A 26,026-nucleotide genomic window follows, 5' to 3' on the forward strand; every position below is an offset into this window, starting at 1 on the left:
CGGTCAAATCCGGATGGTGCGAAACCTTAGGGGGAGGCTCTTACGAAGGCCTTACTCTGGCGCCCTCGGTTTTACCCCGACATGCGCCCGCCATAAAGGCCTGGAATACTTCCACACGCGCCGGTGAGGCGGCCGTGTCACTTCGCACGGTCGGCCCGCAGCGAGCCCCGCCGATAGTGTCGGCTGGCCCTAGAATCCGCGACATTCCGTAGTATCCCTAGGCCGTTGATGAGCGCCATTCCCGACCCCCGGGCCACCCGGCTGCGCCCGCTGCCCAACCTGATCTTTGCCAGCCGCTGGCTGCAGTTGCCCCTCTACCTGGGGCTGATCGTCGCCCAGGGGGTGTACGTCTTTCACTTCTGGGTGGAGCTGGTGCACCTGCTGGAGGCGGTGTTCGGAAGCCAGGAAGCGCTGACCAAGCTGGTCACCAGCATCGGTTACAAGACGGATGTGCAGGTCACGGCGCTGAACGAGACCATCATCATGCTGGTGGTGCTGGCGCTCATCGACGTGGTCATGATCTCCAATCTGCTGATCATGGTGATCGTGGGCGGCTACGAGACTTTCGTTTCGCGGCTCAAGCTCGAAGGGCACCCCGACCAGCCGGAATGGCTCAGCCACGTGAATGCCTCGGTGCTGAAAGTCAAGCTGGCCACGGCCATCATCGGCATCTCGTCCATCCATCTGCTCAAGACCTTCATCAATGCCGGCAACTATGACGAGAAGGTGCTGATCTGGCAGACGCTGATCCACATCGCCTTCCTCTTCTCGGCCCTGGCCATCGCCCTGGCCGACCGGCTGATGAGCCACTCGACTGCCGACTCTCACTGAACCTCTCCATGAAGCGCTGGGTGCCCACCCGTGAGCAGTTGCTGGCGTCCAAGTGGCTGCGCCCGGTGGCGCACCGCCTGAAGGACGAGCACCTGTGGCACCTCGACCGCCATTCGGTGGCGCGGGCCGTGGGGATCGGCCTGTTCTTCGGCTTCATGCTGCCCTTCGCGCAGTTCCTGTTTGCGGTGGTGACGGCGGTCTTCCTGCGGGCGAACGTGGCCGTGGCTGCCGCCTCGACCCTGGTGACCAACCCCTTCACCTTCCCGCCGGTGTACTGGCTCGCCTACCAGATCGGCAGCTGGATCCTGAGCGCCGAGCGCGGCGAGGTGGTGGCGCAGGCCCTGGAGGCGCACGTCGAAACGCTGGCGGCCCAGCAAGGCTGGTGGCAGGCGCTGTGGCATTCCATCCAGGCAACCGGCACGCCCTTGCTGCTGGGGCTGACCGTGCTGGCCGTCACCAGTTCGGTGCTGGGCTACCTGGCCGTGTGGCTGCTGTGGCGGCCTCGCGCCCAGCACGACGTGGCCTCACACGAGGCCGGATCCGGCGAGACCTGATCCGATTGCGGGAACTTCCGCGCGACGACCGGCTCCATGGGGGGTCGGGCGTCGCGGCATCGCCGCGACGCGTTTGTTTTTTGCTACGCTGTGCAGGACCCCTGTCTGCGCAGCGTTGTTGCGCGCATCCGCCCCATGGCCACAATCACAACAAGCGCGCCAGCCCACCCACACCCGGACGCCGGCGGTCTCGGCTTGGCCGGACGAGCGGCATTCACTGCCGTTCCCGTGGTGGCGCTGGCTTGGGTTCTCTGGCTGCTGACAACCCAGTCCCTGCCCGTCCAGGGTCAGATCGCATGGATTCCCGATCTGGGGATCGACCTCGCCTGGCGCATCGACGGCCTGTCGGCGTTGATGTTGCTGATGATCACGGGCGTGGGCAGCGCCGTGTTCGTCTATGCCGGCGGCTACCTGGCCGGCCATCCGCAGCAGTCGAGGCTGTACGTGCTGCTCTCGCTCTTCATGCTGGCGATGATCGGCTGCGTGACGGCGGACAACCTCATCGTGCTCTTTGTGTTCTGGGAGCTCACCAGCCTCACCTCCTTCCTGCTGGTGGGCTTCAACCACACCGAGTTGTCCAGCCGCAAATCGGCCCAGCAGGCCTTCCTGGTCACGGGCACCGGGGGGCTCGCCTTGCTGGCCGGTCTGCTGCTGCTCGGGCAGCAGGTGGGCACCTACTCGCTGTCGGCCCTCATCGAGCAGATCCCCTATGAGGCCCCCACCCCGGCACTCACCACCGCGCTGGTCCTGATCCTCGTCGGCGCCTTCACCAAGAGCGCCCAGTTCCCCTTCCATTTCTGGCTTCCCAACGCAATGTCGGCACCGACGCCGGTGTCGGCCTACCTGCACTCGGCCACGATGGTGAAGCTGGGCGTGTACCTGCTGGCGCGGCTGGATCCGGCATTCGGCGAATGGGACCTCTGGGAAATCGCGCTCAAGACGGCAGGCTCGATCACGGCCGCCTGGGGCATGGTGCTGGCGCTGCGTGAGCGTGATCTCAAGCGCATCCTGGCCTGGTCCACCGTCGCCACCCTGGGCACCCTGGTGGTGCTCATCGGTCTGCGCGGCGAAGGTGCCACGGTGGCTGTGGGCGCACTCCTGCTGGCCCATGCGCTGTACAAGGCACCGCTGTTCTTTGTGGCTGGCAACATCGACCACGGAACGGGCACCCGGGTGATCGACCGCCTGGGCGGTCTGCGCAAGGCCATGCCCTTCACGGCAGCGGCTGCCCTCCTGGCCGGCGCCTCCATGGCCGGCATGCCGCTGTCCTTCGGCTACATCGTCAAGGACGTGATCCTGGAGGTGAAGAGCGCCGACGACGTCTTTGCCTTCGCGCGCGCAGCCAACACGGTCTTCGGGGCGATCGCGGTGGCCGTGGCTGGTGTGGCCGCTCTGCGAGTGTTCTGGCGCCATCCCGGCGCGAACGAGACCCCGCACGCCCACGAGGGTGGCCCTGCCCTCGTGCTGCCCCCTCTGGTGCTGGCCAGCGTGGGCATCGGCCTGGGCCTCTTCCCCTTCTTCGTGGACGAACTGCTGGCCGACGCCTCCCTGGCCATGACGCCGGGCACGGAAGCCATCGTGATCAGCCTGGCGCTGGAGATCGGCCCGTCGCTTGGGTCCCTGGCCGTCACCTTGCTGATCGGTGCCCTGATCTATGTGTTCTGGGATCCGCTGCACCGGCTCTTCGAGGCCTTGGGAGCGAAGATTGGCCGCATTGGCATGGCGTCCCACTACGAGCGTTCGCTGGTGTGGCTTCCCAAGGCGGCTGCGGCGGTGACACGACGCCTGCAGCACGGGCGCCTGCCCGGGTACATGACGCTGACGATCGGTGCCGTCTCGGTGGGTCTGCTCGCAGCCCTCGGCCCCGCGTTGCTGACCTTGCCCGGGCCGATGCCGGGGCCCTGGTCCTGGGGTGTGGTGGGTTCGGTGATGCTGATCGGCCTGGGGGCTGTGGCGGCGGCCCTGCTGCGCGACCGGCTCACCCTGCTGCTGGCCAGTGGCCTGGTGGGCTATGGCAGTGCGGCGCTGTTCCTGTTCGTCGGCGCGCCCGACCTCGCTTTCACCCAGTTCACCGTGGAAACGGTGTTCGTCGTGGTCGTGGCGGCGGTGCTGCTCAAGCTCAAGCGCCTGGGGCGACCGGCATCGATCGAGGAGCCCGCCTGGCGGCCCGGTGCCGCGTTCGTGTCGATGGCTTTCGCCACCCTGATCACGGCCTTGCTGCTGCTGACCGTGGCCACCCCCTTCGATGCCTTCCTCTCCGACTTCTTTGCCCAGCGCAGCGTGCCCGAGGCCTACGGGCGCAATGTGGTCAACGTGATCCTGGTGGACTTCCGAGCCCTGGACACCCTGGGCGAGATCGCCGTGGTGGCGCTTTCCTTCCTGGCAGCCCTGCCACTGTTGCGCAGTCTGCGCGGGGCGTCTGAGGCACAGCAGGAGGGCCGTCGATGAACCCGCGCATCGTGATCCTCGACGTGGTGGCCCGCGTGTTGTACTGGGTCATCCTGGCAGCATCGATCTGGGTGCTGCTGCGTGGCCACAACGAACCTGGCGGCGGCTTCATCGGGGCCCTGGTGGCCGTGAGCGCGTCCGTGCTGTGGGGCATCGCACGCTCGCCCGCCGAGGCCGCGCGGCGCCTGCCCACCGGGTCGGCCGTCGGCCTGGCCGCGCTGGGTGTGCTGCTGGCGGGACTGTCGGGCCTGCCCGCCGTCTGGCAGGGTCAGGCCTTCCTCACGCACTGGTGGGGCAGTCTCAACCTCGGGTTCACCGAGTTCAAGATCTCGACCGTGCTGCTCTTCGACATCGGCGTCTATCTGTGCGTGTGGGGCGCGCTGGCCGGCTACGCCCTCGCGCTCATCGACATCGATGAGCCTTTGTCCAAGGATTCCAAGGAGACCCGATCATGACCTGGGCGCTGGCCGCCGCTGTGTGGATTTCCGTGGCCCTGGGCCTGTACCTTGCGCTCTCGCGCGACGTGCTGCGCTGTGTGCTCGGCCTGGCCGTGCTGGGCGCCGGGGCCAACCTCGTGCTGTTTTCTGCCGGCCGCATCGGCTCGACGCAACCGCCTGTGGTGCCGCTGGGCGAGAGTGTGCTCGCCGGTGCGGCGAACCCGCTGCCCCAGGCGCTGGTGCTCACGGCAATCGTGATCGGCTTTGCCCTGATGTGCTTCTCGCTGGTGCTGGTGCTTCGCCTGATCGAGCGGGCGCGCACGGATGATGCGCTGGCGCTTCGCGAGGCCGAACCCGAACCCACCGACCCCGTCAAGCCGCCGCTGCCCACGCGGGAGGCTGACGCCCGTGCAGGGAGCACCGCATGAGCGTGAGCTTCCTGGCTGTCTCCCCGGTGCTGGTGCCGCTGGGCACCGCCATGCTGGCCACGGCGGCTTCCCGGCGACCGGGTCTGCAACAGGCCATCAGCTTTGCGGGCATCGCCGCGCTGGCCGTGTGCGCGCTGATGCTGGTCGCACAGGCCTCCTCCGGCGTCCCGGCTGTCGCTCAGTTCGGGGGCTGGGTGGCCCCCTTCGGCATCGAGTTCGTGGTGGACGGAACCGGCGCTTCGCTGGTGCTGATCACGGCGCTGATGGGGGTGGCCTCCCTGCTCTTCCTGGTGAGCGACGCCGATCCGGGGCCACGTCATCCGCTGTTGCTGCCCCTGGTGCACGGGGTGCTCGCCGGCGTGGGGGGCTCCTTCAGCACAGCCGACCTCTTCAACCTCTATGTGTGGTTCGAGGTGATGCTGATCTGCTCCGTCGGCCTCTTTGCGATCGGCGGCCGTGTGGACCAGCTCGACGGCACCTTCAAGTACCTGGCGCTCAACCTCTTCGGAACCATGCTGCTGCTGATGAGCGTGGGCCTGATCTACGGCGCCACCGGTCACCTCAACTTCACGGCATTGGGCGAAGCGTCTGCCCAGTGGCCGCCGGCCCTGGGGCTCGCCCTGCTGGCCGCGTTGACACTGTCCTTCCTGATCAAGGCGGGCGCCTTCCCGCTGTTTGCCTGGCTGCCGGCGTCCTACCACACGCTGCCCGCTCCGGTGCTCGCCCTGTTTGCCGGCCTGCTCACCAAGGTGGGTGTCTATGCCGTGCTGCGCACGCTGGGCGACGTGTTCAGCCCGGCACCTCAGGTGCTCTACGAGGCCCTGGGCTGGATTGCCGCCGCCACGATGATCACCGGCGTGCTGGGGGCCGCCTACCACTGGGACATCCGCCGCATCCTGGCCTTCCACATCGTTAGCCAGATCGGCTACATCCTGCTCGGCATCGCGCTGGCCACGCCGGAAGGGCACGCCGCCACGCTCTTCTACACCTTGCACCACATCGTGGTGAAGGCCAACCTCTTCCTCATCGGCGCGATCGTCTGGGCGCTGACCGGCAGCTACGACCTGCGCCGCATCGGCGGGCTGTATGCCCTCAAGCCGCTGCTGGCCGTGCTTTTCCTGATCCCGGCGCTGTCGCTGGTGGGCATTCCGCCGCTGTCGGGCTTCTGGGCCAAGCTGCTCATCCTTCGCGAGGCCATCGCCCAGGAACGCATCGTGTGGACGGTGGCCGCCCTGCTGGTGAGCGTGCTCACGCTGTACTCGATGATGAAGATCTGGATGGAAGCCTTCTGGAAGGCTCATCCTGACGAGACCTGGCAACCCGCCCGGGTGCGACTGGGCGCCGCCTATCTGGCCACGACGGGCCTGGCCGCCGTGACACTGTGGATCAGCCTGTCGCCGCAGAGCCTGCTGGGCTACGCAACGGCCGCGGTGGCCGGGTTTGGCCGCTGAGGGCCGGGGAGCATCACCATGTCCATCCTGCGTCATCCCCTGGTCAGTCTCGTGCTGCTGCTGCGCTTCCTGCGCGCGGTGGTGGTCTCGGGCTGGCAGACCGTGCGTGTCATCCTGCGCGCCAGCGGACCCGGTGGAGAACGTCCGCCGGTGGGTTTCGTGCGCATCCGCTTCGCACCCATGAGCGAACAAGGGGCGGCCCTGCTGGGCTGCATGATCTCCCTCACACCGGGCACCACCACCATCGACATCGACATGGAGCGTCACGAAATGCTGCTGCACATGCTCGACACCACCGACGTCCCGGCTGTCGTGAACGGCATCCGAAACGACTTCGAGCGCTACCTCGTCATTCTTTTCGGAAAGGGTCGGGCATGATCGTCAGCCTGCTCGTCCTGTGCGCGCTGGCGGCCTCGGTGCTGGCCACTGTGCGCATCGTGAAGGGGCCCACCCATGCCGATCGCGTCGTCGCCCTGGACATCCTGCTGGCGGCCGGAGTGGCGCTGTGCGTGGCGGCCTCCCTGGCGACCTCGCGCACGGTGTTCATGGATGTGGGGATCGGCCTGGCCCTGGTCGGTTTTGTGGCCACCATCGGCTGGGCCCGCCTGATCGACCGGGCGCCCCGCGAAGGGACCGGGGAGGTGTCACGATGAACGGCTTGCTGGAGATCGTCGGCTCGCTGCTACTGCTTGCGGGTGCCATCTTGATCCTGATTGCCGCCTGGGGTGTGATTCGACTGCCCGATGCCCTGGCCCGCCAGCACGCAGCCACAAAGGCCGGGACGCTGGCGCTGGCCTGCGTGTGCGTGGGCGCGATGCTGTGGGCGCAGGACACCGGCTGGACCCTGCGCCTGCTGGTCATCCTGGCCTTCCTGCTGGCGACCTTGCCCGTGGCATCCCACCTGCTCGCACGCGCCGCCGTCCGCGAGAGCCAGGCCCAGGACGAGCTGGACGCGGCGCGCCTGGTCGATACGCAGTCTCAGGGGCGCGGCTGATCCTCAGGAACCGGCGCTTTGGAGCGGTTGCGCAGGTGCATGGCCGCCTTCGCCAGGAGGTTGGCTGACACCGGGGCGGTCACGAACAGGAAGAGCGTGATGAGCAGCTCATGCAGGCCGTAGCGGCCCTCGGCCCAGTTGGTGGCCATGCTGGCGACGAGCACGCCGCCCACGCCCAGCGTCGTGGCCTTGGTGGGGGCATGCAGGCGCATGTAGAAATCGGGGAAGCGCAACATCCCGATGGCCCCCACCAGGGCAAACACCCCGCCGACCACGAGCATCAGCGCGATGCCGGCCTGCAGGACCCAATGCAATTCAGTCCACATCGTTCACCTCACTCCAGCACGTCGCCGCGGCTGAGATAGCGCGCCAGGGCCACCGTCGAGGCAAAGCCCAGCAACGCGATGATCAGCGCCGCCTCGAAGAAAAGCTCGGTGCCGAAGCGCATGCCGAACAGGATGACCAGGGCCACCACATTGATGTACATCGTGTCCAGGGCCAGCACACGGTCGGTCACCTCGGGGCCACGCAGCAAGCGCCAGGCACACAGCAGCAGGGCCAGGCCCACCGCCACGAAGGCGAAATCGAGCGCCCAGTCGATCAGGGGCCATCCGTTCATCCGAGGATCTCCATCAACGGTTGTTCATAGCGCTGCTGGATCTGCTCGACCAGCGCCTGCGGATCGCTGCAGTCCAGGGCATGCACCAGGATCTCGTGTCGTTCGTCATCGACGATGCACGACACCGTGCCCGGCGTGGTGGTGATGATGGTGGCCAGCAGCGTGATCGCCCCCGGCTGCTGCAGCCGCAGCGGAACGCGGACCCAGGCCGGCTGGGGGTTGGATCCCGGCGAGAGCACGATGCGCGCCACCGTGAGGTTGGACACGACAATGTCCCACAGCACGATGATGACGAAACGCAAAGCCAGCCCCAGGCGCCGGGGCGCCATCGCCGGGCCAAGAAACCCATGGATGAGGCGTGGCACGAGCAGCCCCAGCACGATGGCCGCGAGGATCTGAGCGGGCGCGAGGCTTTCCTGCAGCAGCAGCCACACGGCGGCAAGCAACAGGGACAGGGCCGGATGGGCCCACCAGCGACGTGGGCCCAGCTGCTCGCGTCGCGTCCCGGTCCCTGCGGACGATGGGGAGTGCGGGGGTTGGATCATCGTGGAGCCTCCTTGCGCACGCGGTAGGGACGGGTGGTGTCGGCCTGCTCTCCGCCCACGTCGCGCAGCGCCGCGCGCGCATAAGCAGAGCGATCGCTCAGTTGCATTGCCGTGGCCTCGGTGTAACGCTGGATGGGTGCCGCCAGCACGCTCAGTGCCACGCTGGCTGCCAGCAGCAAGAACGTGGCCGCGACCAGCTTGGGGCTCGCCCCGGAGGTGCCGCAAGCGGGCAGGTCGTCACGCACATGCCAGAAGAGGATGCTGCCGGCACGGGCCAGGCCCACAAGGGTCAGGAAGCCCACCACGAGCACCACCGACCACACGGCGGTGTGCCAGGCGTGGCTGCTGGCGGCCTCCAGGATCATCAGCTTGCCGATGAAGCCCGGCAGCGGCGGCAAGCCTGCCGTGGACGCCGCCGCCAGCAGCAGCATCAGCCCGAGCAGTGCCGGTTGGGCCACTGGTGAAGCCGGCACCAGCTGGGTCGATGCGTCTCCCCGCTGTGCGCCCACCAGTTCGGCCAGCAGGAACAGGCCGGCGATCACCAGGGTGCTGTTGAGCATGTAGTAGAGCGCCGCAGACCAGGCCTCGGCCGAGAACAGCCCGATACCGGCCAGCACGGTGCCCACGGAGGCCACCGTCAGCCAGGCCACCAGCCGCGGCAAGGTGCGCGACGCGAGGGCACCACACACCCCCACGGCGCTGGTCAGCAGGGCCAGCGGAAGCAGCACGGGCTCCACCGTCAGGGCGGCATCCCCGGCCCCGGCGCCGAAGACCACGCCGTGCACCCGCACGATGGCGTAAACCCCTACCTTGGTCATGATGGCAAAAAGAGCCGCCACCGGCGGACTGGCCGCCGAGTAGGTGGCCGGCAGCCACATGGCCAGGGGCATCAGTGCCGCCTTGAAGCCGAACACCACCAGCAGCACCAGGGCAGCCGCCTGCAGCACCACGGATTCCGGTGTCGTGACCTTGGGCACCCGCAAGGCAAGGTCGGCAAGGTTGAGCGTGCCGGTCTTGGCGTAGATGAGCGCCACGCCGATCAGGAAGAGCGACGAGGCCGCGAGGTTCAGCACCACATAGTGCACGCCCACGCGGAAGCGCTCCTTCCCCTGCCCGTGCACCATCAGGACATAGGACGCAATGAGCAGCACCTCGAAGAAGACGAACAGGTTGAACAGATCGCCGGTCACGAACGCACCGTTCAACCCCATGAGCTGGAACTGGAAGATGGCGTGGAAGTAGCGGCCATGCGCATCCCAGCCCCCCGTGGCGTACCACAGCACCGGCAGGGCCACGCAGGAGGTGAGCAGCAGCATCATCGCCCCGAGGCGATCGATGAGCACCATGATGCCGAAGGGGGCCGGCCAGTCGCCCACCTCGTAGGCCTTGAGATCCCCCTGACCCGCCTCGATGGCCAGACGTGCGGCAATGACCAGACCCAGGATGACCGACGTCAGCGCGATGCGACGCGCCCACAGCAGCTTGCGGTGGCCATGGCTGCCATGGGCATCGCCCCCATGGTCGCCGATGAGCAGCAGCACGACCGCCGTGAGGGCCGGTAGCAGCACGGGCAGGATGGGCAGGTGTTCGCTGAACCAGTTCATGCCTGCTCCGCCTTGTCCGGATGCCCATCGACGTGGTCGCTGCCATTCTCATGGCGGCTGCGCAGCGCCATCTCGATCACGAAGCCGGTGGTGGCGAATCCGATCACGATGGCGGTGAGCACCAGGGCCTGGGGCAACGGGTCGGCCACGGCGCTGCCTTCGGTGAGGATGGGGGGTGCGGCACTCCACAGTCGCCCCATCGCGAAGATGAAGACGTTGACCGCATAGCCCAGCAGGGTCAGGCCAATCACCACTGGGAAGGTGCGCCCGCGCAGCAGCAGATAGATGCCACACGCGGTCACCCAGCCGATGCCCGTGGCCACGAGGAACTCCATCGTCATGCCGTCACTCCCTTGTCCTTGGCCACTTCCTTGCTGGCCGCTCCCAGCACCGACAGCATCAGCATCGTTGCTCCCACCACCGTGATGTAGACCCCCAGGTCGAAGAGTGCCGCGGTGGCCAGCGGCAGCTCACCCAGCACCGGCACGACAGGATGGCCGTGCGCACTGGTCAGGAAGGGTTTGCCGAAGAAGAAGGCCCCCACGCCAGTGAGCCAGGCGATGCCCAGGCCGATGCCGATCCAGCGCACGAAGCGCCGCCCGGCCGCGCCGCGCAGCACGGCCTCGGCACGCGCCTGACCCATGGCCATGTACTGCAGCACCAGGGCCACCGCCGTGATCAGGCCGGCGATGAAGCCACCGCCGGGCAGGTTGTGCCCTCGCCAGAAGATGAAGGCACTGACCACCAGGGCCAGCGGCAGCACGAGGCGGGCCACGACACGCAGCATGAGCGGCTCCTGGCTGTAGCTCCAGGCGCGGCCCTGCGGATCCACCGTCGGGCGGCGCACGCGCATGCCATCGAGCAGGGCCAGCACGCCCAGGGCTGCGATGCCAAGGACGGTGATCTCGCCGAAGGTGTCGTAGCCGCGGAAGTCGACCAGGATGACGTTCACCGCGTTCGTGCCCCCGCCTTCGGGCAGCGACTTTTCCAGGAAGTACCAGGAGATCGAATCGTGATCCCGCGTGAGCATCAGCCAGCTCACCCAGGCCACGCCACCGCCACCGGCCAGGGCGAGCAGGCCGTCGCGCAGCTTGCGGCCGGTGCTCGACTCCGCCGGGGTGGTCTGCGGCAGCAGCGCCAGGCCCATCAGCAGCAGCACGGTGGACACCACGTCCACCGACAGCTGGGTCATGGCGAGATCCGGCGCCGACAGGGCGATGAAGGCCAGCGAGGTGACCAGCCCCACCGCACCCGCCAGGACCACCGCGATATAGCGCTGGCGGTGGGCCCGCAGCAGCGCAGCGCCCACCACCAGCAGAACGCCCCAGATGGCGATCGCCACGGGCGGCGCCGGCAACAGTTCGCGCCCCTGGGCACCGAGGTTGTCGGCTGCCGGGAGCCAGAAGGGCCAGGCGGCCAGACCAATGGCCAGCGCGATCATCCAGGCGAGGTAGCGCTGCAACGACCCGTTCTCCAGCGCACCACTGATGCGACCGGCGAGCCCGAACAGGCCGTCAATGAACGCCGTGAAGACGGCCTTGCCACTGAAAGCGCCGGGCAGGTAACGGTGCAGGCGACCCCCGGACTGCATGGCGAAGTAGTAGAGGGCCCCGCCGCCCACTGCAATCGCGCTCATCAGCAGCGGCAGGTTGAAACCATGCCACAGGGCCGGGTGGAATTCCGGCGGCGGCGCACCCAGCACCGCGGTGGCGGCCACCACCACCAGCGGCCCCGTGAGCAGTGCCGGCATCAGACCCACGGCAATGCAGATCACCACGAGGAGTGCCACAGGCGCCTTCATACCCCACGGGGGTTCATGCGGGTGCCCCGGCAGGTCCTTGGCCGGGCCGTTGAAGAAGACGTCATGCACCAGTCGCAGCGAATACGCCATCGAGAAGAGGCCGCCCAGGGTCGCCAGCACCGGCACCAGCCAGTTCAGCGACCCCCAGAACTGCGCGTGCACCGCCTGCTCGAGCATCATCTCCTTGGACAGGAAGCCGTTGAAGGGCGGCAGCCCGGCCATCGAGGCCGAGGCCAGCAGCGCAAAGCTGCCGATCCAGGGCATGGCCTTCATCAGGCCGCCCAGGCGGCGCATGTCGCGCGTGCCGGTTTCGTGGTCGACGATGCCTGCCGTCATGAACAGCGCGGCCTTGAAGCTGGCGTGATTGAGGATGTGGAAGATGGCCACCACGGCCGACATCGGCGAGGACAGGCCGATCAGGAAGGCGATGAAGCCGAGGTGACTGATCGTCGAGTAGGCCAGGAGTCCCTTCAGGTCGTGCTTGAACAGCGCCACGAAGGCGGCGAAGACCATGGTGACCAGACCCACGGTGGCCACGATGCTCTCGAAGAGCACGTTGCCACCGATCACCGGGTACAGGCGCGCCAGCAGGAAGAGGCCCGCCTTCACCATGGTGGCCGAATGCAGGTAGGCCGACACCGGCGTGGGCGCCGCCATGGCCTCGGGCAGCCAGAAGTGGAAGGGAAACTGGGCGCTCTTGGTGAAGCAGCCCAGGAGGATGAGGATCAGCGCCACCGGGAACATCGGATGGGCCTGGATCTCGGCGCCACGACCCAGCATCTGCGAAAGCTCGTAGGTGCCAGCGATCTGCCCCAGCACCACAAAGCCCGCCAGCAGGGTCAGGCCCCCGCCGCCGGTGACGGCCAGGGCCATGCGAGCGCCGGCGCGCGACTCCTCCTTGTTTCCCCAGTAGCCGATCAGCAGGAACGATGAGATGCTGGTCAGCTCCCAGAACACCACCAGCAGCAGCAGGTTGTCTGACAGCACGATGCCCAGCATCGCGGCCATGAACAGCATCAAGGTGCTGAAGAACTTGCCGGCCGGATCGTCGTGATGCAGGTAGAACGCGGCATACAGCACGATGAGGATGCCGATGCCGCTGATCAGCGCGGCGAACATCCAGGCCAGGCCATCGAGGCGGAAGCCGAGGTTCAGGCCGATGGCCGGCACCCAGGGTGCGTGGTGCAGCACGGTCTGACCATCGAAGACAGCGCCGGCCTGGCTGGCGAGCAGAGCCAATGCCGCCGCGGCCACCAGGCCTGCCGCCCAGGCGGTGGCACGGCGGCGGGCCGGGGTCTCCACCCGGCCGAGCCAGAAGCACAGGACGGTGCCCAGCACCAGGGGCAGCAAGACGACCGTGGCAAGGAGGTTCATCGTGTGAGACAGGTAGGTGGCAGGACTGGCCCCCCGTAGGGGTCGAGCACACAAAAAACGGCTGATTGTAGAAACATGTGGGCACAACCTTCCCTTGTGGCAACCACGCAGGCGATCCTGGGGACGCTGTCATGTCCATGCAAGGTGGATCGGTTCTCCTCGGGGCCGACCACGCCGGGATCGCTAAAATCAACGGGTTTGCGGCTCCGGCCCTCCTCGCTCCACAACCTCGAAGCCCCCATGACCACCACGATCCAGCACGACGACCTCGTCGAAAGCGTGGCTGCCGCCCTGCAGTACATCAGCTACTACCACCCGGCCGACTACATCGCCCACCTGGCGCGGGCCTACGAGCGCGAGGAGTCGCCGGCCGCCAAGGACGCGATCGCGCAGATCCTCACCAACTCGAAGATGAGTGCCGAGGGCCGCCGCCCGATCTGCCAGGACACCGGCATCGTGAACGTCTTCCTGAAGATCGGCATGGACGTGCGCTTCGCCAACTTCCCCGGCTCGATCGCCGATGCCATCAACGAGGGCGTGCGCCGCGGCTATCTGAACCCGGACAACAAGCTGCGCGCCTCGGTGCTGGCCGACCCGCACTTCGAGCGCAAGAACACCAAGGACAACACGCCGGCCGTCATCCACATGGAGCTGGTGCCCGGCAACACCGTGGACGTGACGGTGGCCGCCAAGGGGGGCGGCTCCGAGAACAAGACCAAGTTCGTGATGATGAACCCCAGCGACTCGCTGGTGGACTGGGTGCTCAAGACCGTGCCCCAGATGGGTGCCGGGTGGTGCCCGCCGGGCGTGCTGGGCATCGGCATCGGCGGCACGGCCGAGAAGGCGATGCTGCTGGCCAAGGAATCGCTGATGGAAGACATCGACATGTACGAGCTCCAGCAGCGTGGCCCGCAGAACAAGCTGGAAGAACTGCGCCTGGAGCTGTACGAGAAGGTCAACGCCCTGGGCATCGGCGCACAGGGCCTCGGGGGCCTGACCACGGTGCTCGACATCAAGATCAAGACCTACCCCACGCATGCGGCCTCCAAGCCCGTGGCGATGATCCCCAACTGCGCCGCCACGCGCCATGCGCACTTCGTGCTCGACGGCTCGGGCCCGGCCTATCTGGAGCCGCCCAGTCTCGACCTGTGGCCCGATGTGCACTGGGCGCCCGACTACAACAAGAGCAAGAAGGTGGACCTCAACACCCTCACACGCGAGCAGGTGGCCAGCTGGAAGCCGGGCGAGACGCTGCTGCTGTCAGGCAAGATGCTCACCGGCCGTGACGCGGCGCACAAGCGCATCGCCGACATGCTGGCCAAGGGCGAGAAGCTGCCGGTGGACTTCACCAACCGCGTGATCTACTACGTCGGCCCGGTCGATCCGGTGCGTGACGAGGTGGTGGGCCCGGCCGGCCCCACCACCGCCACCCGCATGGACAAGTTCACCGACATGATGCTGGCCCAGACGGGACTGATCGCGATGATCGGCAAGGCCGAACGCGGCCCGGTGGCCATCGAGGCCATCCAGAAGCACAAGAGCGCCTACCTGATGGCCGTGGGTGGTGCCGCCTACCTCGTGAGCAAGGCCATCAAGGGTGCCAAGGTCGTCGGCTTCGAGGACCTGGGCATGGAAGCCATCTACGAGTTCGACGTGGTGGACATGCCGGTGACGGTGGCGGTGGATGCGGGCGGCACGAGCGCCCACATCACGGGCCCGCGCGAGTGGCAGGCGAAGATCGGCAAGATCCCGGTCGCGGTGGCCTGAGGCCACCGCCGCGTGCGTGCGCATCGATGTGGTGATCCCCAACGGGGATCACCACAGTGGCTGTTACGCTTGAGGGGTCACGGCCTGTCTGCGCATGGATTTCAATTTCATCAATGTCCCCCTGCTCATCGCCTCCGCGCTGCTGCTGAGCAGCGTGCTGGCCGGCATGCTGTCGGCCCGGGTGGGCTTCTCCTTCCTGCTGATCTTCCTGATCGCCGGCGGTCTGGCCGGTGAGGATGGCCCCGGCGGGCTGCGGTTCTCGGATTTCACGCTGAGCTTCTGGGTGGGCAACGTGGCGCTCGCCGTGATCCTGCTCGATGGCGGCTTGCGCACCTCGCTGTCCACGTTCCGCACAGGACTGAAACCCTCGCTGCTGCTGGCCACCGTAGGCGTGCTGATCACGGCGTTGCTCACCGGCCTGGGCGCCATGCTGTTGCTGGACCTGTCGTGGCAGCAGGGCATGTTGTTGGGCGCCATCGTGGGCTCCACCGATGCCGCTGCGGTGTTTGCGCTCCTGAAGACCTCGGGGGTGCAGCTCAATGAACGCGTGGCAGCCACGTTGGAGATCGAATCGGGGATGAACGACCCCATGGCCGTCTTCCTGACGATGGCTTTCATCACCCTGATCACGGTGGCCCCCGGCAGCGGCTCTGGGCTGACGATGATGCTGTGGTCTTTCGCGCAGCAATTCGGCCTGGGCACGCTGATCGGGGTGGGCGCAGGCTTTGTGGTGAGCGAAATGGTGAACCGCCTGCCTCGTCAGCACGGCGGTGGCGGCATCATGGGCCTGCTGCTGGCGTCTTCGGGCCTGGCGGTCTTCTCTCTCACAGGGGTGGCAGGCGGTTCGGGGTTTCTGGCGATCTACCTGTTCGGCATGGTCGTGGGCAACCGCGGCGGACGTCGCGTGCGTTCGGCGTTTTCGGCCATGGACGGGTACGCCTGGCTGTCTCAGGCCGTGATGTTCCTGCTGCTGGGGCTGCTCGTGACCCCCTCTGGCCTGTTGGGCAGCGCCCTGCCGGCCCTGGGGGTGGCGGCGGTCCTGATGTTCGTGGCCCGCCCCTTTGCCGTGTGGCTGTGCCTGGCGCCCTTCCGCTTCGGCGCAAAGGAGGTGTGGTTCATCTCCTGGGTGGGCCTGCGAGGAGCCGTGCCCATCGTGCTGGCCATCTTCCCGCTGATGGCCGGTGTCCCCAATGCCACCTTGCTGTTCCAGGTGGCCTTCATGGTTGTGCTGGTGTCACTGATCTTCCAGGGCACCACCATCGGCTGGGCCGGGCGTCGTTTCGATGTTGCGCTGCCCGATCAGGATGACGAAGAAGGCACGCGCGCCGTGTTCGGTGACTTCGTGCTCGATGGCCACCAGCCGACGGGCCTGTTGTGCGAGTTCTACGGCCTGCCTGCAGTCCCGGACGCCGAGCTTCCGCTGGCGGACTGGGTCGCCCGCCGGCTGGGGCGCCCCGCCATCGTCGGAGACCATGTCAACCTGGGCGAAGCCGTCCTGAGCGTGCGCGAGATGGAGGGCGCCCGCATACGAAAGCTGGGGCTGTCCATCCCGCTGCACCCGGCTGAGAACGCCTAGCCCATGCTCCCCTGACGTCCTCCCGCGGGTCGCCCGGGCGGGTGTCACCGGGGAACAGAACGGTGCGATGTCTCGCCCGAGCTGGCACCCGGATGCTCACCGTCGTTTCTATACAGTGCGCTGAGCGAACCATACCGCGACAGCTGCTGCTCGCGAATCCGCAGCATCACAGTGGACGGCGCCACCCCAGCCAGGAGCAAGACGTGCGCCGCCATCATCAAGGCCGCCTCCAGGGTTTCAGGAATGACCTCTCTGGCTCCGGCTGCCAGCAACTCATCCAGATGCTCCTCGTCCCGGGTGCGTACCGTCACCGGCAACTCGGGCCGCAGTCGCCGCGCGTGCGCCAGCGTCTTGCGTGCTGCACCCAGATCATCGTGCGTCACCACCAACAGTCTGGCCTGATCCAGCCCCAGCGCCTCCAGGATATCGGCCTCGGCAGCGTCGGCGTAGTAGACCGGTTCGCCCTGTGCAAAGGCGTTGCGCACCAGATCGGCATCGAGATCCACCGCCACGTAGGGCACGCCCTCGCGAGCCAGAAAAAGAGCGACGCTTCGACCCACGCGCCCATATCCGCACAGGATCACATGATCCTGCAACCCGGATGGAGGTGCCACCAAGTCGTCTGTGCGGGCCTTCACGGCACCGTGGCGCCATAGCCACGCAGCCAGTGAGCCGTTGGAGCGAATCACCAGAGGACCCAAGGCCATGCTCAACAACACGGCGTTCAGCACGACCTGGGCGTGCAGCGGATCGAGCAACCGGGCCTCCAGCGAGATTGCAAGCAGTGCGAAGCCAAACTCGCCACCAACAGCCAGCACCAACCCCACGCGCAGGGCCGTGCGCATGTCAATTCCGCCCAGACGGACAATCCCGGACACGAGCAGCGCCTTGACCACCATCAGACCGACCGCGGTGATCGCGACTTGCTGCCAGATGCTGGGCAGGACAGAAAAGTCCGCAAGCATGCCGATGGTGACGAAAAACAGCCCCAGCAGCACGTCGCGAAAGGGCCGAATCGACGATTCCAGCTGGTGACGGAACTCCGTGTCTCCCAGCATCATGCCGGCAAGGAAGGCCCCCAGTGCCATCGACAGGCCAAGCGCGGAGGTCAAGGCGGCAGCGAGCAAGGTCACCAAGAGCACCGCAAGGGTGAACATTTCGGGCGAACGGCTGTTGGCCACCACGTGAAACGCCGGGCGCAACAACCATCGACCGGCGCCGTACACCAGCAAGAAGGCCAGCAAGGCCTTGCCCGCGGCAAGCGCCAGGGGCCCCCCCATGCTGCCGCCCATGCCGCCAAGCACCGGCAGAATCACCACCAGCGGAACGGCCGTGACATCCTGGAAAACCGACATGGCGGTTGCCAGGCGACCGTGACGGGTGTCACCCTCTCCCTGCTCGGCGAGTTGCCTGGCAATGACGGTCGTGGACGATTGCGCCACCACGGCGCCAACGGCCAGCGCTGCCACCAGCGGCAGTCCTGCCCACCAGAGCCCCGCGCCGACCAGCACCGTCGTCAACAACACCTGGGCCGTTCCCAGCACAAACACCGAGCGCCCCATGGCTCGGATGCGCGGCAACGAGAAGTTGAGACCCACCGTGAACAGCAGGAACACAATGCCCAGTTCGCCAATCACCTTGGCACGATCAGGTTCCGGAGCCAGGTTCAAGGCATGAGGTCCCAGCACGATGCCCACAGCCAGGTAGCCCAGGCTGCTGGGCATGCGCAGACGCTGCAGCAGCATCACGGCGGCGAGCGCGCCCGCGATGAGAAGGATCACCTGCCCCAGGAAGATGTGTGTCATGACCGCCAGAACCTTGCGGGCAGGATAGCCAGGCCCGGAGTGCTCGACTTGATGTCAGTCAAGACACTGGCCCCTCCCGGGCGACGGTTCTGCGGCCGCGGGCGGCTTCACGTCCTGAGCCGGCGCTCGCACGTGAACCACCCGCTGTGGGTAGGGGATCTCCACGCCCAACTCATTGAACAGGGACAGGATCGCCAGGTTGACGCCCGAGCGCACACCTGCCTGGCCGTTTTCCGGGTCGGCAATCCAGAAGAAGACCGTCAGCTCCAGGCCGTCGGCGGCAAAGGCCGTGAGGTGCGCTGCAGGACCGGGCTCCTGCAACACGCGCGGCACCTGGCGCACCCGCTCAATGATGCGCGCTCGCAGACCGTCGACATCGGTCCCGTAGGCCACCTGCACCACGGTGGACAGCAGCATGTTGCGATCGGCCAGTGAGAGGTTCTCGACCCGGGTGGTGATCAGCATCTCGTTGGGCACGATGGCCTCGCGGCCGTTGGCCGCACGCACAACGGTGTAGCGCGTCGTGATGTCGGTGACGCGGCCCTCGAAATCGGCCACCCGCACGAAGTCGCCAATGCGCAGCGAACGCTCGGCAAGGATCACGAAACCGCTGACATAGTTGGCCGCCAGCTTCTGCAGGCCAAAGCCGATGCCGACCCCGACGGCCCCACCCAGCACCGACAAGGCGGTGAGGTCGATCCCCACCGAAGACAGCGCCACGAGCAGCCCCACGAACACGAGCCCCGCACGCACCGCGTTGGAGGCCGCCTTGCGCAGCGACAGCCTCTCACCCATCACCCCCTTGAGCAATTGCGCCTCGATCGCGGCCGAGATCCACAAGGCCACCATCATGACGAAGCCGGCTGACAGCGTTCCTTCCAGGATCTGGCGCAGGGACACGGTTGCTCCACCGAGCTTCCACTGGATGCGTTCGAGCTCCTCCAGCAGCACGGGCAGGACACCGGTGATCCACAGGACGACCGCCATCCACGCCACCCAGGAGATGGTGCGCTCGGCCGCACGCATGAGCGCCGATTCCGGGAAGGCCGCCGACAGCACACGCACGCTCATGCGGATGATCACGAGCGACATCAGCACCGGCACGGCCACGCGGAACACGGCCAGCGGCACCCAGCTTTCGGCCGCCACCCGCGCGCCATAGACCAGTGCCAGTGCCACGACCGGGAACAGCACACCATCGATGACGCGCCGGCCGAACCAGACCGACGCCTGCGGCGCATGCGGCCCGCGAACCAGCCGCACCAGGGCCCAGGCCAGCACCAGGCAGGCCGCGATGACCGCCAGTTCGATCAGCGAGGATGGCTGAGCCAGCGCAGCCAGCAGGGAAGGCAGATCCTTGGGTGTGTCAGCAACGGCAGACGTCATGGGGTGTAGACCGGAAGTGAAACGCGGCGCGAAGCATAGCGCCGCCGGGGCCCTCCCCCGCAGGGGCGTCAGACGTCAGCCAGCACGCGAAGGTGAGTCGCCACGCTGCGTGCCAGCGCGCCCAGGTGGTAGCCGCCTTCCAGGCAGGAGACCACGCGCCCTTTCGCATGGCGGTTCGCCACGTCCATGACGCGCTGGGTGATCCATTCGTAGTCGGCCTCCACCAGGCCCAGCTGGCCGAGGTCGTCATCCCGATGGGCGTCGAAGCCGGCCGAGATGAAGATCATCTGCGGCTTGAAACGCTCCAGTCGCGGCATCCAGATCATCTCGATCAGCTCGCGCACATCCATGCCCTTGGTGTAGGCCGGCACCGGCAGGTTGCACATGTTGCCCGCCGACGGCTGGTCACCGCTGTAGGGGTACAGGGGATGCTGGAAGAAGCTCACCATCAGCACGCGGTCATCACCGGCCAGGATGTCCTCGGTGCCGTTGCCGTGATGCACGTCGAAGTCCACCACCGCCACGCGCTTGAGGCCCCGCACGTCGAGTGCATGGCGTGCGGCCACGGCCACGTTGTTGAAGAAGCAGAAGCCCATGGCCTGACCGCGCATCGCATGATGGCCCGGCGGGCGCACGGCGCAGAAGGCGTTGTCCAGTCGCCCGTCGATCACCGCATCGGTGGCCGCCACGGCCGCGCCGGCAGCGCGCAGCGCGGCCGCCCAGGTGTGCTCGCACACCACCGTGTCCATGTCGATGGCCCGGCGCTCGCCCGAGGCCGCCACCTGCTCCATGAAATCCTTGAGGTTGGCCACGTAGGCGGCGTGATGTGCGAGTTCGACATCTCGCAGGTCCACAAGTGGCGCATCGTGCCGCTCCAGGGCCACATCCAGGCCCGTGGCGATGAGGTGATCGTCGATGGCCGCAAGGCGTTCAGGGCACTCGGGGTGGCCGGGTCCCATGTCATGACGCCTGCAGTCGGAGTGACTGAAGTAGCCGGTCGCCATCGTGAACTTGTCCCCTTTGGGTCTTTCTGATTTCGGGTAAGGTCCGCGCCATGAACGCGCCGACCTTTCCCGACATGCACAGCCAGCTCCGGCGGCTGCGCGATCAGATTAACACGATCATCGTGGGCAAGTCGGCCCAGGTGGACGATGCCCTGGCGTGCCTGCTGGCCGGCGGCCACCTGCTCATCGAGGACGTGCCAGGCGTGGGCAAGACGACCCTGGCGCATGCCCTGGCGGTGTCGCTGGGCCTGCGGTTCTCACGCGTTCAGTTCACCGCCGACCTGATGCCCACCGACCTGGTGGGGGTGAGCGTCTACGAGCGCGGCAAGGAGGCCTTCGTTTTCCACCCCGGCCCGGTATTCGCCCAGGTGCTGCTGGCCGACGAGATCAACCGCGCCGGGCCCAAGACGCAGAGCGCGCTGCTGGAGGCCATGGAAGAGCATCAGGTGAGTGTGGAGGGCGAGACCCGACCCCTGCCGTCCCCCTTTTTCGTCATCGCCACCCAGAATCCGAACGACCAGCTCGGCACCTACGCCTTGCCGGAATCCCAGCTGGATCGCTTCCTGATGTGCATCACGCTGGGCTACCCGGACCGGGCTGCCGAGCGCGAACTGCTGGCCGGCAGCAACCGCCGCGACGCCGTCTCGCGCCTGATGCCGGTGATGAGTCCGTCGGAGGTCCAGGCGGTGCAGCAGGCGGTGCTCGCGGTGCACGCCGCCGCCCCCTTGCTCGACTACTTGCAGGACCTGATCGCCGCCACCCGCAGCGGGCGGTGGTTCGTGGAGGGACTGAGCCCACGCGCGGGGCTGGCGGTGCTGCGGGCCGCACGCGCCCGGGCCCTGCTGGCGCAGCGCGACTACGTGGCCCCCGACGACATCCAGGCCATCCTGCCGCAAACCATTGCCCACCGGCTCCAGCCGGTGCCCGGCAGCGGGCGGGGACGCACCGAACAGGTGCGCGCCATGCTCGAGACGGTCCCCCTGCCCTGAACCCATGGCTGCCGTGCATGCCCGGCCCAGCCCGGCCGTCGGCCTTCGCCAGCGTTGGCAGCGATGGTGGGAGGAGCGACTCCCGCGCAGCGACACGCTGGTGCTGACGCAGCGCAATGTCTACATCCTGCCGACCCGGCCAGGCGCCATGTTCGCCCTCACGCTGCTGGTGCTGCTGGTCGCCTCCATCAACTACCAGCTCAACCTGGGCTACCTGCTCACCTTCTTGCTGGCCGGCGCCGCGGTGGTCGGCATGCACATCACCCACAACACCCTGCGCGGCCTGACCCTGTCGCTGCGCGCGCCGCCCCCCTCGTTCGCCGGGCAGGCCGCAGCGCTCGAGGTGGTGCTGCAGCACGACCGTGCGACCTGGCGCCACGGAATCGGGCTGCGGGTGCGCGATGACACCCTCGGACGGCCGCCGGCCTGGGTGTGGACCGACGTGCCCCCGGCCGGGCAGACCAGCATCCACCTGAGCTTCACTCTCCCCCGGCGCGGATGGTGCGACGTCCCGACCCTCAGCGCCGAAACCCGCTTCCCCCTGGGCATCTTCCGGGTCTGGTCCGTGTGGCGGCCCGCCGCCCGCGTGATGGCTTACCCGCGCCCCGAAGAGCCCTGCCCACCACTGCCCCCTGCGCAGGCGCAACCGGGGGGCGCCGTGAAGGGGCAGGTCCGCGAAGGGTTGGAGACCGAGGGCGTACGGGCCTATCGCCGTGGTGATGCCCCCAAACGCGTGGTCTGGAAGAAGGTCGCCAAGACGGATCAGCTGGTCAGTCGCGACGGCAGCGCGAGTGCCCAGCTCGAACTCTGGCTGGACTGGCACGACGCCGGCGGACTGGACCCGGAGCGGCGACTGTCGCGTCTGTGTGCCTGGGTGCTGGCTGCCGACCGGGCCCAGGTGCGCTACGGCCTGCGCCTGCCTGGCGTGGAACTGTCACCGGATGCAGGCGAAGCCCATCGGCGCGCCTGCCTCCAGCACCTCGCCTTGTGGACATGAAGACACCGCACGCCCTGCGCTCCGCGCCGGCCCCGGGTGCGCGCTGGCAAACGCTCCCGCGGGAAGCCCGGGACACCCTCTTCCTGCTGGCCGTGATCGCCTGGGTCGTCCTGCCGCACAGCGGGCACCTGCCCGCATGGTGCATCGGCCTGACCGCTCTCGTGCTGGCCTGGCGAGCCCACCTGGCCTTGAGCGGAGGCGCCCTGCCGGGCCGCTGGGCCCGCGCAGGCGTGCTCCTGCTGGCCCTTGCCGCCACCGCCTGGTCGCACGGCACCTTGCTGGGCAAGGAGGCCGGCGTGACCTTGCTGGTGGTGCTCGTGGCCTTGAAGACCCTCGAGCTGCGTGCGCGGCGGGACGCCTTCGTCATCTTCTTCCTGGGCTTTTTCCTCGTCCTGACGAACTTCCTCTACTCGCAGGCCCTGCTGGTGGCCGTCGCCATGGTGGTGGCCGTGTGGGGCCTGCTCAGCGCCCTGGTGCTGGCCCACATGCCCGTGGGCCAGCCCAGCCTGCGCCAGGCAGCCGCACTGTCGGCCCGCATGTGTCTGCTGGGTGCCCCCATCATGGTGGTGCTGTTCCTGCTGTTTCCGCGCATGGCGCCCCTGTGGGGAGTGCCCGGCGAGGACCTGGGAGGGCGGACCGGCCTGTCGCAACGCATGAGCCTGGGCACGGTGGCCGAACTGGCGCTGGACGACAGCGTCGCCATGACCGTGCGCTTTTTCGGCGCCGCACCGCCGGCCGAGAGCCTGTACTTCCGGGGGCCGGTGCTGAGCGAGTTCGACGGCCGCGAATGGCGCCCCGTCGCTGCCGGACGTTTCCTGCCTGGCCTCGTCCGGCCCGAGTTGCGCGTGACCCGGGCCTCCGGGGTGGACTATGAAATCACCCTCGAACCGACCAAGGTGCCCGTGCTGCCGATGCTGGAGCTGACGCCGGAGTTGCCCCTGGACGGCATCCCACCCACCCTGAGGCCGGACTTGCGCAGCGATCTGCAGTGGCGCACGATCCACCCGCTGGATGAGCGGCTGAGGCTGCGCGCCACGGCCTACCCACGCTTCGAGCATGGTCCAACCGAGGCGGTCTCCGGTCTGCGGCACTACGTCGAGCTGCCCGCCGGCTACAACCCTCGCACCCTGGCCTGGGCCGCCGCGCTGCGCCGCGACCCACAGTACGCCGAGGCCGACGCCGATACCCTGGTCGCCGCGCTGCTGCGCCACATCCGCACCGGCGGCTACACCTACACCCTGGCGCCAGGACGGTACGGAGACGCCCAGGGGAGGCACGCCATCGACGAGTTCTGGCTCGACCGGCGTGAGGGGTTCTGCGAGCACTATGCAGCGGCGTTCACCGTGGTGCTGCGTGCCCTGGACGTTCCCGCGCGCATCGTGACCGGCTACCAGGGTGCCGAGCGCAACCCCGTGGACGGCTACTACCTCGTGCGCAACAGCTTTGCGCACGCCTGGGTGGAGTACTGGCAGGCCGGGCGCGGCTGGGTGCGGGTGGACCCCACGTCGGCCGTGGCGCCCGAGCGCATCGTGCAGCATCTCAACCTGCGCCCTGCACCGGGGATGATGGCCACGGCCCTGGGCACCCTCACGCCGAACCTGCTCGCGCAACTGCGCCATCAGTGGCAAGCCCTGAACACCGCCTGGAATCAATGGGTGCTCAACTACTCGGCCGGCCGCCAGCTGGACCTGCTGCGCCAGCTGGGTGTGCGTTCGCCCTCCTGGCAGGACCTCGTGCTGGCGCTGCTGGGCCTGGTGGTCGCCGCCAGCGCCCTGGGGGCCGCGTGGGCCTGGTGGGAACGCCGCCATGTGGACCCCTGGATGGCCGCCTACAGGCGCATGCGCCAGGTGATGGGACGCGCCGGCCTGCCCAGCGACGAGGCCACGGCCCCTCGCACACTGGCCGTACAAGCCCGCGCACGGTGGGGAGACGCCGCCCGCGACGCCGAGTCCACCCTGCTCGCCATGGAAACCCTGCGGTATGGCCCCCCTGGATCGTCGACCTCGGCCAGCGGGGCTACACTGAGCCGTACCGAATTGCGACGCCTCGTGCACCAGCTTCGGCAACATGCCGCCCGACTGCCTCATGCCTGACCTCGATGCCCTCCTGCGCACCCGCTGGCCTCACGGCGTGCTGGCCCTCGTGGTGAGCGCGGCACTGGCCAGCCTGCCTTCAACATGGGCGCAGGGCTCCCCGCCGTCCAAGCGCGCCGCGGCCGACACGGCAGCTCCGACCTACGCCGGCCGTGCCGACGCCATGGCACTGGCGGACGAGATCGCACAGCGCCACGGCCTCGATGCCGCCTGGGTGCGGGGTCATCTGGCCAATGCCCGCCAGCTGGCAGCGGTGCAGCGGCTCATCATGCCGCCTGCCGCCGGCACCGCGAAGGACTGGGCGGCCTACCGCGCCCGTTTCGTCGAGCCTCGCCGCATCGGCTGGGGCGCCGACTTCTGGCGTGCCAACGAGCGTTCGCTGCGTCGCGCCGAGGAAGTCTATGGCGTGCCGCCGGATATCGTCGTCGGCATCATCGGTGTCGAGACCCTGTACGGCCGCAACATGGGCAGCTTCCGCGTGATCGACGCGCTGGCCACGCTGAGCCTGGATTTCCCGCCCGGGCGGCGCGACCGCAGTGCCTTCTTCCGCGAGGAGCTGGGTCAGCTGTTCGTGCTGGCTCACAGCGAAGGCCTCGACCCGACCTCGCTGCGGGGCTCCTATGCCGGCGCCATGGGCATGCCGCAGTTCATGCCCAGCAGCTGGAACCGTTATGCGGTGGATTTCGATGGCGACGGTCACGTGGACCTGCACGCCAGCGCGGCCGACGTGATCGGCAGCGTGGCCCACTATCTCGCCGAGTTCGGATGGACGCGGGGGCTGCCGACGCATTTCGACGTTCGGCCGCCGGTGGACACTTCTGATCGCGCCACCTTGCTCGGACCCGACATCGTGCCCAGCTTCACCGCCCAGGAGTTCGTCGCGCGGCAGGCCTGGCTCCCCGAAGCTGCGCAGTCGCACGCAGGCCTGCTGGCCCTGGTGGAGTTGCAGAACGGCGAGGCCGCGCCCAGCTACGTGGCCGGCACCTCGAACTTCTACACGATCACCCGCTACAACTGGTCGAGCTACTACGCGATGGCGGTCATCGACCTGGGGGCGGCGGTGGCCCGCGCCGTGGGTGCGCCCAGCACTGCCTCGCTCTCGGTCAGGCGCCCTTGAAGAGATCCTCGGGCAGGTCGGTCATCTCAGTGACTTCCAGCCCCTGCTCCAGCTCATGCGCGGAATCCATCCACCAGACCTTCTCGGTGGCTTTCCCCGCCGCGTCGGCCGGACTGCTTTCCATCGGGGCTGCCGCGCGCATGGCTTCAGGTTGGCGTGACCCCGGCTTGTGCGTCAACTTGCTGGCAAAGGAAAACATGGGCGAC

The 26,026-nt window shown here is 67.9% G+C and carries 25 protein-coding genes; 15 read left to right on the forward strand and 10 right to left on the reverse strand.

The features are described from left to right. The first annotated feature begins 228 nt into the window (after window positions 1–228). The 9 genes from C1704_RS10745 (at window position 229) to mnhG (ending at window position 7,143) form a co-directional block, all read left to right on the forward strand. Window positions 229–831 (forward strand): YqhA family protein, encoded by a 603-nt coding sequence (locus C1704_RS10745; RefSeq protein WP_104302732.1) that lies wholly within the window; start codon window positions 229–231, stop codon window positions 829–831. An 8-nt stretch (window positions 832–839) separates the two neighbouring features. After that, window positions 840–1,385 carry a DUF2062 domain-containing protein gene (locus C1704_RS10750; protein ID WP_104302733.1) on the forward strand — a complete coding sequence of 182 codons (546 nt, stop codon included), beginning with the start codon at window positions 840–842 and terminating at the stop codon, window positions 1,383–1,385. A gap of 195 nt (window positions 1,386–1,580) precedes the next feature. Then, on the forward strand, window positions 1,581–3,833 hold the full coding sequence (gene mbhE / locus C1704_RS10755; RefSeq protein WP_170064678.1) for a hydrogen gas-evolving membrane-bound hydrogenase subunit E: 2,253 nt from the start codon (window positions 1,581–1,583) through the stop codon (window positions 3,831–3,833). Further along, window positions 3,830–4,288, forward strand: a complete 459-nt coding sequence (locus C1704_RS10760; protein WP_104302735.1) for an MnhB domain-containing protein — start codon at window positions 3,830–3,832, stop codon at window positions 4,286–4,288. Before mbhE ends, C1704_RS10760 begins: the two co-directional genes overlap by 4 nt. Further along, window positions 4,285–4,698 (forward strand): sodium:proton antiporter, encoded by a 414-nt coding sequence (locus tag C1704_RS10765; protein ID WP_104302736.1) that lies wholly within the window; start codon window positions 4,285–4,287, stop codon window positions 4,696–4,698. Before C1704_RS10760 ends, C1704_RS10765 begins: the two co-directional genes overlap by 4 nt. Next, the gene (locus C1704_RS10770) at window positions 4,695–6,149 is read left to right on the forward strand and encodes a proton-conducting transporter transmembrane domain-containing protein (protein ID WP_104302737.1); all 1,455 of its coding nucleotides are present in this window, start codon (window positions 4,695–4,697) and stop codon (window positions 6,147–6,149) included. The genes C1704_RS10765 and C1704_RS10770 overlap by 4 nt, the downstream gene beginning before the upstream one ends. Window positions 6,150–6,167: 18 nt before the next feature. Next, window positions 6,168–6,527 carry a Na+/H+ antiporter subunit E gene (locus C1704_RS10775; RefSeq protein ID WP_104302738.1) on the forward strand — a complete coding sequence of 120 codons (360 nt, stop codon included), beginning with the start codon at window positions 6,168–6,170 and terminating at the stop codon, window positions 6,525–6,527. After that, the gene (locus tag C1704_RS10780; protein WP_104302739.1) at window positions 6,524–6,802 is read left to right on the forward strand and encodes an MrpF/PhaF family protein; all 279 of its coding nucleotides are present in this window, start codon (window positions 6,524–6,526) and stop codon (window positions 6,800–6,802) included. Before C1704_RS10775 ends, C1704_RS10780 begins: the two co-directional genes overlap by 4 nt. Then, window positions 6,799–7,143: a monovalent cation/H(+) antiporter subunit G gene (mnhG, locus tag C1704_RS10785; protein WP_104302740.1), complete on the forward strand. Its 345-nt coding sequence runs from the start codon at window positions 6,799–6,801 to the stop codon at window positions 7,141–7,143. The genes C1704_RS10780 and mnhG overlap by 4 nt, the downstream gene beginning before the upstream one ends. On the opposite strand, the gene C1704_RS10790 is transcribed toward mnhG, so the two are convergent. The 6 genes from C1704_RS10790 to C1704_RS10815 are packed head-to-tail and all read right to left on the reverse strand — an operon-like array spanning window position 7,128 to window position 13,086. After that, window positions 7,128–7,469, reverse strand: a complete 342-nt coding sequence (locus C1704_RS10790) for a Na+/H+ antiporter subunit G (protein ID WP_104302741.1) — start codon at window positions 7,467–7,469, stop codon at window positions 7,128–7,130. The genes mnhG and C1704_RS10790 overlap by 16 nt on opposite strands. Window positions 7,470–7,477: 8 nt before the next feature. Beyond that, window positions 7,478–7,762, reverse strand: coding sequence for a K+/H+ antiporter subunit F (locus tag C1704_RS10795; protein ID WP_104302742.1), 285 nt, complete (start codon window positions 7,760–7,762; stop codon window positions 7,478–7,480). Beyond that, entirely contained in the window at window positions 7,759–8,307 is a 549-nt protein-coding gene (locus tag C1704_RS10800; RefSeq protein WP_104302743.1) for a Na+/H+ antiporter subunit E, read from the reverse strand. Before C1704_RS10800 ends, C1704_RS10795 begins: the two co-directional genes overlap by 4 nt. Next, window positions 8,304–9,911, reverse strand: a complete 1,608-nt coding sequence (locus C1704_RS10805; protein WP_104302744.1) for a monovalent cation/H+ antiporter subunit D — start codon at window positions 9,909–9,911, stop codon at window positions 8,304–8,306. The genes C1704_RS10800 and C1704_RS10805 overlap by 4 nt, the downstream gene beginning before the upstream one ends. Continuing rightward, complete coding sequence (locus C1704_RS10810) at window positions 9,908–10,252, reverse strand: Na+/H+ antiporter subunit C (protein WP_104302745.1); 345 nt, start codon at window positions 10,250–10,252, stop codon at window positions 9,908–9,910. Before C1704_RS10810 ends, C1704_RS10805 begins: the two co-directional genes overlap by 4 nt. Further along, window positions 10,249–13,086, reverse strand: coding sequence for a monovalent cation/H+ antiporter subunit A (locus C1704_RS10815; protein WP_104302746.1), 2,838 nt, complete (start codon window positions 13,084–13,086; stop codon window positions 10,249–10,251). Before C1704_RS10815 ends, C1704_RS10810 begins: the two co-directional genes overlap by 4 nt. A gap of 240 nt (window positions 13,087–13,326) precedes the next feature. Here C1704_RS10815 and C1704_RS10820 point away from each other — a divergent pair, with 240 nt between their 5' ends. Both C1704_RS10820 and C1704_RS10825 read left to right on the forward strand, forming a co-directional pair. Beyond that, the gene (locus tag C1704_RS10820; protein ID WP_104302747.1) at window positions 13,327–14,853 is read left to right on the forward strand and encodes a fumarate hydratase; all 1,527 of its coding nucleotides are present in this window, start codon (window positions 13,327–13,329) and stop codon (window positions 14,851–14,853) included. Window positions 14,854–14,947: 94 nt separating this feature from the next. Next, window positions 14,948–16,429 carry a potassium/proton antiporter gene (locus C1704_RS10825; RefSeq protein WP_104302748.1) on the forward strand — a complete coding sequence of 494 codons (1,482 nt, stop codon included), beginning with the start codon at window positions 14,948–14,950 and terminating at the stop codon, window positions 16,427–16,429. A gap of 44 nt (window positions 16,430–16,473) precedes the next feature. Here the strand turns inward: C1704_RS10825 and C1704_RS10830 are convergent, their stop codons facing one another. The 3 genes from C1704_RS10830 to C1704_RS10840 form a co-directional block, all read right to left on the reverse strand. Then, window positions 16,474–18,234, reverse strand: coding sequence for a cation:proton antiporter (locus C1704_RS10830; protein WP_104302749.1), 1,761 nt, complete (start codon window positions 18,232–18,234; stop codon window positions 16,474–16,476). Between the two features lie 54 nt (window positions 18,235–18,288). Next, window positions 18,289–19,620 carry a mechanosensitive ion channel family protein gene (locus C1704_RS10835; protein WP_104302750.1) on the reverse strand — a complete coding sequence of 444 codons (1,332 nt, stop codon included), beginning with the start codon at window positions 19,618–19,620 and terminating at the stop codon, window positions 18,289–18,291. 68 nt (window positions 19,621–19,688) lie between these two features. Beyond that, a complete protein-coding gene (locus C1704_RS10840; protein ID WP_104302751.1) occupies window positions 19,689–20,624 on the reverse strand; it encodes a histone deacetylase family protein in 936 nt (311 codons plus the stop codon). 50 nt (window positions 20,625–20,674) lie between these two features. Between C1704_RS10840 and C1704_RS10845 the strand changes: the two genes are divergently transcribed. Genes C1704_RS10845 through mltB form a run of 4 tightly spaced genes read left to right on the forward strand, consistent with a single transcriptional unit; the run spans window position 20,675 to window position 25,820 of the window. Beyond that, window positions 20,675–21,613 carry an AAA family ATPase gene (locus C1704_RS10845; protein ID WP_419186795.1) on the forward strand — a complete coding sequence of 313 codons (939 nt, stop codon included), beginning with the start codon at window positions 20,675–20,677 and terminating at the stop codon, window positions 21,611–21,613. A 4-nt stretch (window positions 21,614–21,617) separates the two neighbouring features. After that, window positions 21,618–22,610, forward strand: a complete 993-nt coding sequence (locus C1704_RS10850) for a DUF58 domain-containing protein (protein ID WP_104302753.1) — start codon at window positions 21,618–21,620, stop codon at window positions 22,608–22,610. Continuing rightward, window positions 22,607–24,703, forward strand: a complete 2,097-nt coding sequence (locus C1704_RS10855; RefSeq protein ID WP_104302754.1) for a transglutaminase TgpA family protein — start codon at window positions 22,607–22,609, stop codon at window positions 24,701–24,703. The genes C1704_RS10850 and C1704_RS10855 overlap by 4 nt, the downstream gene beginning before the upstream one ends. Next, window positions 24,696–25,820 carry a lytic murein transglycosylase B gene (gene mltB / locus C1704_RS10860; protein ID WP_104302804.1) on the forward strand — a complete coding sequence of 375 codons (1,125 nt, stop codon included), beginning with the start codon at window positions 24,696–24,698 and terminating at the stop codon, window positions 25,818–25,820. Before C1704_RS10855 ends, mltB begins: the two co-directional genes overlap by 8 nt. On the opposite strand, the gene C1704_RS10865 is transcribed toward mltB, so the two are convergent. Further along, complete coding sequence (locus tag C1704_RS10865) at window positions 25,807–26,019, reverse strand: hypothetical protein (protein WP_104302755.1); 213 nt, start codon at window positions 26,017–26,019, stop codon at window positions 25,807–25,809. The genes mltB and C1704_RS10865 overlap by 14 nt on opposite strands. Window positions 26,020–26,026: the final 7 nt, after the last annotated feature.

It is taken from the genome of Caldimonas caldifontis, assembly GCF_002930615.1.
Taxonomy (GTDB): Bacteria; Pseudomonadota; Gammaproteobacteria; order Burkholderiales; family Burkholderiaceae_C; genus Caldimonas; species Caldimonas caldifontis.

Excerpts from the sequence above, each read along its gene's own strand:
- C1704_RS10745 (WP_104302732.1), top strand. The coding sequence starts at position 229 with ATGAGCGCCATTCCCGACCCCCGGGCCACCCGGCTGCGCCCGCTGCCC.
- C1704_RS10750 (WP_104302733.1), top strand. The coding sequence starts at position 840 with ATGAAGCGCTGGGTGCCCACCCGTGAGCAGTTGCTGGCGTCCAAGTGG.
- C1704_RS10760 (WP_104302735.1), top strand. The coding sequence starts at position 3,830 with ATGAACCCGCGCATCGTGATCCTCGACGTGGTGGCCCGCGTGTTGTAC.
- C1704_RS10765 (WP_104302736.1), top strand. The coding sequence starts at position 4,285 with ATGACCTGGGCGCTGGCCGCCGCTGTGTGGATTTCCGTGGCCCTGGGC.
- C1704_RS10770 (WP_104302737.1), top strand. The coding sequence starts at position 4,695 with ATGAGCGTGAGCTTCCTGGCTGTCTCCCCGGTGCTGGTGCCGCTGGGC.
- C1704_RS10775 (WP_104302738.1), top strand. The coding sequence starts at position 6,168 with ATGTCCATCCTGCGTCATCCCCTGGTCAGTCTCGTGCTGCTGCTGCGC.
- C1704_RS10780 (WP_104302739.1), top strand. The coding sequence starts at position 6,524 with ATGATCGTCAGCCTGCTCGTCCTGTGCGCGCTGGCGGCCTCGGTGCTG.
- mnhG (WP_104302740.1), top strand. The coding sequence starts at position 6,799 with ATGAACGGCTTGCTGGAGATCGTCGGCTCGCTGCTACTGCTTGCGGGT.
- C1704_RS10790 (WP_104302741.1), bottom strand. The coding sequence starts at position 7,469 with ATGTGGACTGAATTGCATTGGGTCCTGCAGGCCGGCATCGCGCTGATG.
- C1704_RS10795 (WP_104302742.1), bottom strand. The coding sequence starts at position 7,762 with ATGAACGGATGGCCCCTGATCGACTGGGCGCTCGATTTCGCCTTCGTG.
- C1704_RS10800 (WP_104302743.1), bottom strand. The coding sequence starts at position 8,307 with ATGATCCAACCCCCGCACTCCCCATCGTCCGCAGGGACCGGGACGCGA.
- C1704_RS10805 (WP_104302744.1), bottom strand. The coding sequence starts at position 9,911 with ATGAACTGGTTCAGCGAACACCTGCCCATCCTGCCCGTGCTGCTACCG.
- C1704_RS10810 (WP_104302745.1), bottom strand. The coding sequence starts at position 10,252 with ATGACGATGGAGTTCCTCGTGGCCACGGGCATCGGCTGGGTGACCGCG.
- C1704_RS10815 (WP_104302746.1), bottom strand. The coding sequence starts at position 13,086 with ATGAACCTCCTTGCCACGGTCGTCTTGCTGCCCCTGGTGCTGGGCACC.
- C1704_RS10820 (WP_104302747.1), top strand. The coding sequence starts at position 13,327 with ATGACCACCACGATCCAGCACGACGACCTCGTCGAAAGCGTGGCTGCC.
- C1704_RS10825 (WP_104302748.1), top strand. The coding sequence starts at position 14,948 with ATGGATTTCAATTTCATCAATGTCCCCCTGCTCATCGCCTCCGCGCTG.
- C1704_RS10830 (WP_104302749.1), bottom strand. The coding sequence starts at position 18,234 with ATGACACACATCTTCCTGGGGCAGGTGATCCTTCTCATCGCGGGCGCG.
- C1704_RS10835 (WP_104302750.1), bottom strand. The coding sequence starts at position 19,620 with ATGACGTCTGCCGTTGCTGACACACCCAAGGATCTGCCTTCCCTGCTG.
- C1704_RS10840 (WP_104302751.1), bottom strand. The coding sequence starts at position 20,624 with ATGGCGACCGGCTACTTCAGTCACTCCGACTGCAGGCGTCATGACATG.
- C1704_RS10845 (WP_419186795.1), top strand. The coding sequence starts at position 20,675 with ATGAACGCGCCGACCTTTCCCGACATGCACAGCCAGCTCCGGCGGCTG.
- C1704_RS10850 (WP_104302753.1), top strand. The coding sequence starts at position 21,618 with ATGGCTGCCGTGCATGCCCGGCCCAGCCCGGCCGTCGGCCTTCGCCAG.
- C1704_RS10855 (WP_104302754.1), top strand. The coding sequence starts at position 22,607 with ATGAAGACACCGCACGCCCTGCGCTCCGCGCCGGCCCCGGGTGCGCGC.
- mltB (WP_104302804.1), top strand. The coding sequence starts at position 24,696 with ATGCCTGACCTCGATGCCCTCCTGCGCACCCGCTGGCCTCACGGCGTG.
- C1704_RS10865 (WP_104302755.1), bottom strand. The coding sequence starts at position 26,019 with ATGTTTTCCTTTGCCAGCAAGTTGACGCACAAGCCGGGGTCACGCCAA.